The organism is Protofrankia sp. Cas8 (genome assembly GCF_963555845.1).
Lineage (GTDB): Bacteria > Actinomycetota > Actinomycetes > Frankiales > Frankiaceae > Protofrankia.
Map to the genome: position 1 here is coordinate 11,033 of NZ_CAUVXI010000110.1, position 7,278 is coordinate 18,310.

The 7,278-nt window shown below is 68.9% G+C and carries 4 protein-coding genes and 1 pseudogene; 2 read left to right on the forward strand and 3 right to left on the reverse strand.

The genetic code is table 11. From position 1 onward, the window contains the following. Positions 1 to 1,421: ATP-dependent helicase (locus tag U9977_RS16200; RefSeq protein ID WP_322750101.1), on the forward strand; the 1,421-nt coding region annotated here is incomplete at its 5' end. A 226-nt stretch (positions 1,422 to 1,647) separates the two neighbouring features. On the opposite strand, the gene U9977_RS16205 is transcribed toward U9977_RS16200, so the two are convergent. The 3 genes from U9977_RS16205 to U9977_RS16215 all read right to left on the reverse strand — a co-directional run bounded on the left by U9977_RS16205 (position 1,648) and on the right by U9977_RS16215 (position 4,838). Next, entirely contained in the window at positions 1,648 to 2,598 is a 951-nt protein-coding gene (locus U9977_RS16205) for a type IV toxin-antitoxin system AbiEi family antitoxin domain-containing protein (protein ID WP_322750102.1), read from the reverse strand. A gap of 255 nt (positions 2,599 to 2,853) precedes the next feature. After that, complete coding sequence (locus U9977_RS16210; protein WP_322750103.1) at positions 2,854 to 3,720, reverse strand: peptidylprolyl isomerase; 867 nt, start codon at positions 3,718 to 3,720, stop codon at positions 2,854 to 2,856. 656 nt (positions 3,721 to 4,376) lie between these two features. Beyond that, positions 4,377 to 4,838 carry a hypothetical protein gene (locus U9977_RS16215; protein WP_322750104.1) on the reverse strand — a complete coding sequence of 154 codons (462 nt, stop codon included), beginning with the start codon at positions 4,836 to 4,838 and terminating at the stop codon, positions 4,377 to 4,379. 538 nt (positions 4,839 to 5,376) lie between these two features. Between U9977_RS16215 and U9977_RS16220 the strand changes: the two are divergent. Continuing rightward, positions 5,377 to 7,278, forward strand: a pseudogene (locus tag U9977_RS16220) (ATPase); the annotation flags it as partial.

The following is a 7,278-nucleotide window of genomic DNA, read 5'->3' on the forward strand; positions in this document are numbered from 1 at the left end:
CGCTGGTGATCCTGGACGAGATCCACCACGCCGGTGACGCCCGGTCCTGGGGGGATGCGGTCCGCGAGGCCTTCACACCCGCAACCAGACGGTTGGCACTCACCGGAACGCCGTTCCGGTCAGACGTCAATCCCATTCCCTTCGTGACCTATCTCCCCGGTCCAGATGGCGTGACCCGCAGCGTTGCGGACTCCTCCTACGGGTATGCCGACGCGCTACGTGACGCCGTTGTGCGTCCCGTGCTGTTCTTGGCCTATTCCGGGGAGATGTCCTGGCGGACCAGCGCCGGGCATGAGCTCTCAGCCCGTCTCGGCGAGCCGCTGAACAACGAACAGACCGCCGCCGCATGGCGCACGGCACTTGACCCGCGTGGCGATTGGATCCCCGCGGTGCTGACCGCCGCGGACACTCGCCTGGGCCAGGTACGCGTCGGCGGAATGGCGGACGCGGGCGGGTTGGTGATAGCCACCGATCACGCGAACGCCCGCGCCTACGCCGCGATCCTGCGCCGAGTCAGCGCAACCGAGCCGGTGGTCGTGCTCTCCGACGATCCCGCGGCCAGCTCGAAGATCGAGGCTTTCCGGGGTTCGAGGGACCGTTGGATGGTCGCGGTCCGAATGGTCAGCGAGGGCGTGGACGTGCCGCGCCTGGCTGTCGGGGTCTATGCCACGTCCGTGGCCACGCCACTGTTCTTCGCTCAGGCGGTGGGTCGCTTTGTGCGGGGCCGGGGCCGTCCCGAGACGGCGTCGGTCTTTCTGCCCAGCGTCCCGGCGCTGCTCGCGCTGGCCGGTGAGATGGAGGTCCAGCGCGACCACGCCCTCGACAAGCCACTGCGCGAACCGGATGCGTTCGACGACGAATCACTTCGCGAGGCCAACCGGCGCCGCGACACCCCTGACCTGGTGGACCGGTCGTTCACCGCACTCGGTTCGTCCGCACACCTCGATCGGGTGATCTTCGACGGTGGCGAGTTCGGCACCCAGGCCGCGGCCGGTTCCGCCGAGGAGGAGGACTTTCTGGGCCTTCCCGGGCTGCTGGAACCGGACCAGGTCGCGGTGCTGCTCAAGCAGCGGGAGGCGGCCCAGCAGGCCGCCCGGCGCAAGCAGGAGCGCACCGGGCGTTCCCCGTCCGCATCAGGGGCACCCGATGTCCCCGGCCAGGCTGGTTCGCAGGTCCGGCCGGACCTGCGTGCCGACGCCACCGGCGAGGCTTCGGCGGACGACCGTCCCACCCATGAGGTGATCACCGAGCTGCGCCGGGAGCTGAACCGGCTCGTCGCAGCCCACCACCACCGCACCGGGCGGGCGCACGGGATCATCCACGGTGAGCTGCGGCGTACCTGTGGCGGGCCGGCGACGGGCCAGGCCAGCGCCGCGCAGCTACGGGCGCGCATCGACACCGTCCGCCGCTGGGAGAAGTAGCGGCCCGCGTCCCGTCATCCACCCCGCGTCCGCCGCCCGTCATCCACCCCGCTGCCCGTCTCGTTCCCCGCGTCCGGCGTCCCATGGTGTGACGAGTGGAAGATTGACAGCCTAAAAAGCCACAAATCGGACGCGTGGTGCACGTCAACCTTCCACTCGTCATGGTGAGGCCCTTCCGCGATGCCCTGTGTTTGCGGGATGCCCTGTGTTCCACGGTCTGGCTACCTCACGGCGTGAGGGCCGAGCGGACAGCCTCGACCACATCCATGGGTCGGCTCCAGACGTCGTCCCAGGTAAAGCGCAGTATCCGAAAACCCGCTGTGACGAGGAGATTCTGTCGACGTCGGTCCCGGACGCCGTCGGGCCATGCCTCGTGGTGGGTTCTGCCGTCCGCCTCGAGGAGGAGGCCGCGGTCCGGGAACGCGAGATCGACTCTGCCGATGATCTTTCCGTTGAGCGGCTGGACCTCGTACTGGCATACCGGAGCCGGTAGGCCGCAAAGGTGCAGGAGCAGGCGGAGCATCGTCTCCAGCGGGGACTCGGTCTTCGGCGAGACCAGTCCCAGCACCCGGCGGCCGTGGGCGACGCCTCGTCCCCGCGGAGCCTGCGCGAGGTCCATCGCGACCATGCCGAGCAGGTCCGGGTTGCGGTGGGAGCCCGCGTCCGCTACACCGACCGCGGCCAGAAGCGGCGCAGTACGCACCATGTCGGAAACGGTGCGCGTAGGTGTGGTTACGCGGATTCGTTCGACGGGGAGGAAATCTGTCGAGGCGAGGCGCGCACGGCGGAACTCGATGCCGGGCGCCGTGGCCCGGCGGGCGGGCTCGAGCGTCACCGTCAACCGGGGGGATGGTGGGTCAGGGGGGAGCCCCAGCGTCCGAACCCAGGCGGGCGGAGTCGAAAGCAGCGGGAAACCCAGCAGGTCGGCGGCGGAGGAATGGCTGATCACGGCTGTCGGACCCCATCGCAGCATGGCGGCCCGCGCAAGTACCCGCGTCGGCGTGGGTTCTGCGTTCTCATGGGCATTCACCAGGTAGACGCCCCGCAGGACGCAGCGCCAGCGGCCCCGCCGGATCATCGCGTCGATCGTGGCTCCGGACATACCGCTCGCGGTCAGCTGCGCACGTGAGAGCAGACCATCCTGGTTAGCGGCGAGCCGATCGAGATCCGGGAGCACACAGAGAGGATCCCGAAATATCCGGACGAATGTGCCTTATCCGCAGGAATCCGTCGGGTGAGGTGGGTTGTCACGGCGAGAGGTGGGTTGTCACGGCGAGAAGATCCTTGTGTTACTGACGGTGCGGTCCTGACGAGTGGAAGGTTGACATCCCAGAGGGCCATAAATCGGACACAGGATGTACGTCTACCTTCCACTCGTGCCGGTCGCCCCAACGGGGTCTGGGTTAGGGGGTCTGGGCCAGGGGGGTCTGGGTCAGGCGGTCTGGGTCAGGGTCACGGATGTGATCTGCGCCTTGCTGACGGGGGCACCATCGGTGCTGCCTCCCTCGATGCCGGGGGAGGTGAGGGTGTCGAGGATGCTGAGACCATCGGTGATCTTACCGACTATCGTGTAGTTGCTTCCCAGCGCCTGCACACCGGCGGCGTTCGGGTCCTTGTAGATGAGGAAGAACTGGCTGCCGTTGGTGTTCGCACCGGCGTTGGCCATGGCGATCACGCCGTGGGTGTACGTGGCGCCGTTGGTGTTCTCGTTGGCGTAGGCGAAGCCCGGTCCGCCCTGGCCGGTACCGGTCGGGTCACCGCACTGCAGCACGAAGATGTTCTCGGCGGTTTCACGATGGCAGGGGGTGCCGTCGAAGTACTTGGCATTGGCCATGGTGAGCAGGGCGTGGACGGTGCAGGGAGCCTTCGCCGCGTCCAGCGCTGCCTTGATCGTGCCCTTGTTCGTGGTGATGACCATCGTGGCGGGGGACTGGTCGACGGTGCCGGCCGCCGTGGGCAGGCTTACCGGCCGTGACGGATTCCGGCCGTCCGAGGTGTAGGTGCAGGGGCCGACCTTCGTCGACGCGGGCGCGGCGGACGCCGCGGATGATGGTGACCCGGATGGCACCGCAGATGCGGACGGGGTCGCCGATGCCGACGCTGAGACGGTGGCCTTGTCGTCGTTACCGGCGAACAGCAGCACCCCGGTGACCGTGCCGGTGAGTACTACCACGACGCCCGCGGCGATGACGGCGATCAAGCGCTGGCGGCGGCGTCGCTCAGCCGCGCGGCGTTCCGTCTGGCGGGTGATCCTCGCGGCGGCAAGCTCGCGCCGTCGCCGCGTCTTGGACGTCACCACCTGTCGGTCTCCTTGGTTCCTTGGGGCCGCCGGCGCCGCGACAGTATCCATGATCGCGTCGCCCTCGGCTGGCTGGCCGTTCCGGGTACGGGCGGCTTCGTCCGGCTCCGGTGAGGGTCTGTTCATGGAGAGTACTAGGCCCGTCCGACGGATCTCCGATCGCGCGGATCGATGCCCACCGGGCAGGCCAGGGAGGCCGATGGGGTGCCGACGGTGATCCGTTGTGTTAACCGGATGTTCACGATTTTCTGCTGTGTGAGACTCCTCTCCTTCGCTCGTATGAAACCTATTCTGTGGATGGTCCCCAAGGGGTTCGTCCACGAGGAGTGCCGTGTCGGAGATTATCTTGACCTTGGTGGCGGAAGCGCTCAGCGCCGCCGTGTTCGCACTCGTAGCCTCGCTGTTCCGACGGTGGCGGGCATCGGCTACCCACGCGGCCTGATGGACACGCGGCCTGATGGACTCGGTGTCTGACCGGCGCGCTGTCTGACCGGGCACGGTGTACTGAGCGACCCCTGCGTCGCCACCGCCCACCGCCCACCGCCCACTGCGAGCTGAAGACCGGCCACATGCCGGTCCTTGTATTGATCATCATATAATCGTTGCGGCGAGTACCACTCTCCTTGATCCACGCATCTACTGCCGGTCGCTCGTAGTTAGGCTTCGGCGGGCGCGTCCGGTGAAGTCTGGGCCTCTCGTCGCATCTCGGGCCCTCCGCGGGTGGGAGCCTCTCGACGCCCCTGCGACGCCGATTCGCCGCCACGGCTGTGCTGGGCTACATAGGTGCCCACGCCGATCGCCGCTGCGATCGGCCACTCAACGACCTCCGCCACGGCAAGCGCACCCAGGCCGAGGTAGAAGGCGGTCTGGGCTGGTGATGGCAGCCTGACCGGACCCACCTTCATGCTCGTACCCGGAGCGCGGGGCACCTCAAGGCGGGCCGTCGCGAATGGTGTCCGCAGCGTCGCCGTGTGCGGGCGTCCCGCTTCGCGTTGCCCTGCGTCGCGGGCGTGGCCGTTGTCGACATTTTGATCGTCACGCTCCTCCCTGGCAGCCGCGGCGGTGGTGCCGTTGTCCCGTGCCGTGTCCTGTGACTGGTCGTCTGTCCTGCTAGGCATCGGACCTCCTTTCCGTTATGTGTTCATCCTCCCGCAGGGGAACCACAGGTAAACGGGAGATCTCAAAATCGAAACCTCCATCTTTCTTTGAGGCAAATTTTTTACTTTCCGTCAAGTTTGCATCACTTTTTGAATCAATCTTTTGCTCGCGATTAAGAGCGCCCGGCAGTAGGGGCGTGGATCAAGGAGCGGGGCTGGGGTGCGTGCATCGCGAGGCGGAGGAGGGAGGCACCCTGGTGTCGGGTGTCGACCGACGACAACGATGCGAGGTGCGTGCCCGAGCCCCGCGACGCCGCGTCCCCTATTGCCGGTCGCTCTACGCCCCGGAGGCGCCGGCGTGCCTGGACCGGGTGTTTAACGCCCGCCTCGGGGTATCGGGCCAGCTACACGCACCGGCCGGGCGGTGGCCGGTCAGGACGGTGGCCGGTCGGACGGTCGGAGCCGCTTGGTCCTGGTGGCGTGGCGGTGGAGGCTGCCGCCTGACGTGCTGACCTCTGGTGACCGTAAAGAATCTTACGGTGATGATGGGAGGGTGCAGATGCCCCTGTCAGGGGTTTGGCACCTGCTGTCCGGCATGGGGCTTGCATCGGTGGCGAGACCGTTTCTGGATCGGATGGAGCCCGCGGTTGCTCCCTCACCCGACGATCGGATTGCTCGGTCCCGGGCAAGCGTCAAGGTGCACGGTAAAGGTATCTGGGGTCCGTCGGGCGAGGCGCGGCGCAGGCTCCTGGAGCAGGAGCTCCAGCGCTGCCCAGGGGTCCTGTGGGCCCGGGTCAACGCACCGCTGGGACGGGTTCTGCTCGCGTTGTCCGATCCCTATCCGACCCAACGCGAGTTGACGGCGGTAGTCGAACGGGTGGAGCGCCTTGACGCCGGTGGTACTGCGGGGGGCGGTGGCGGTGAGGCGCTGGTCGGGGCGGGCGGCCACCGTAGCCCGAGGCTGTCCGATCAGCCGGATTCACCGGCTCCCGTGGTGCGGGCGGCTACCGCGCTGGTCGCAGACGGGGTTGCCTTCGGGGTGGCGTCGGCGGGTCGGGTCGCCCGCTGGCTGCCATTGCCGATCGAGCTCGCCTCGCTCGTCACGGTCGTCGACACCCAGCCGCGACTACGCGGGATCTTGGAGAGGGCGATCGGCCTGGAGCGGGCGGACATCGTCCTGGCGGTGGCCACCGCAACCGCGATGGGGCTGTCGCACGGGGACGTCGCCATCGGTGTCGATGCGGTGCTTCGAGCCGAAGCCCTCGCGGCCGCCTGCGCCCGACGCAATGCCTTCATCGCAGCCGGCGACGATCTGCTCGGCGATCCGGACCGTGCGGCAGCCGAGGCGGTGGTCGGCGAGCGGCCCCGACCGCTGCCGCGCGGGCCGCTGGAGCGGTACGCCGACGCCGCCGGGATCGGCGCGCTGGGGGCATTCGGGGCCACCGCGGCCGTCACCGGCGACGCGCGCCGTGCCGCTGTGGCCGGGTTAGCCCTGCTACCGCGTCCCGTACGGTTCGGCCGGGAGGGATTTTCCCACCATCTCATGTGGGTGCTGGCGCGCCGCGGTGTCCACGTGATGCGTCCCGAGGCCCTGCGGCGGCTCGACCGGGTAGACACCATCGTGATCGATCACGACATCCTGGTGAGCCCCATGCTCGCAGTTGGCGAGGTCATCCCGGTGGACGGCGCGGACCCGAGCGAGGTCGCAGTCCAGGCCTATGCGCTGTTTCAGCCGACCGATCCGGCCGCACTGGTCACCCGGGACGGTTGGACGCTCGCCCCGCTGGACCCGTACGGCTGCTCGGGTATCCAGGACAAGCAGCGGTTGGAAACCGCGGGGGCTGTGAGGATCCTCGGCCTCACACAGGGTGGCAGACCGATGGCGGTCGTCTGGGCGATTCCCGAGCGGGCGCCGGCGAGCGAGGCGCTGTTGGCGTCCTGTCGTCGCAGCGGACTCGCGGTGCGCGTGGCCCAGGGCGACCGGGGTCCGGCCGACGGTCTCGGGTTCCCGGTGGTCCCGGGCGGGCGGCGGCTGGTGGCGGTCATCGCCGATCTACAGGCGGAGCGCGGCGGTGTTCTTGTTGTCTCGCACCGGCGTGCCGCGGTGACCGGCGCCGACGTCGGTGTCGGGGTCGACGACCACGACGGCTCCCCGGCCTGGGGGGCGGACGTCCTGGTCGGCGGGGATCTCTCGGCCGCGGCGATGATGGTGGAGGCTGTCGCCGCCGCCGCCACGGTGAGCCGGCAAGCGGTGCGGCTCGCCCAGATCGGGTCCGGCGCGGGTGCGCTGGTAGCGGTGACCGGCGTCGGCCCCCACCTGGTGACCCGCTCGACGCTGATGGTGCACGGGGCGACCGCGCTGTCGCTCGGCAACGGGATCCGGGTTGCACGTGATCTCGCTAGGCGTCCGCCGCCGCCGGCCAGCCCCTGTACGCCATGGCACGTGCTGCCGGCGCGACGT

Excerpts from the sequence above, each read along its gene's own strand:
- U9977_RS16215 (WP_322750104.1), bottom strand. The coding sequence starts at position 4,838 with ATGCCTAGCAGGACAGACGACCAGTCACAGGACACGGCACGGGACAAC.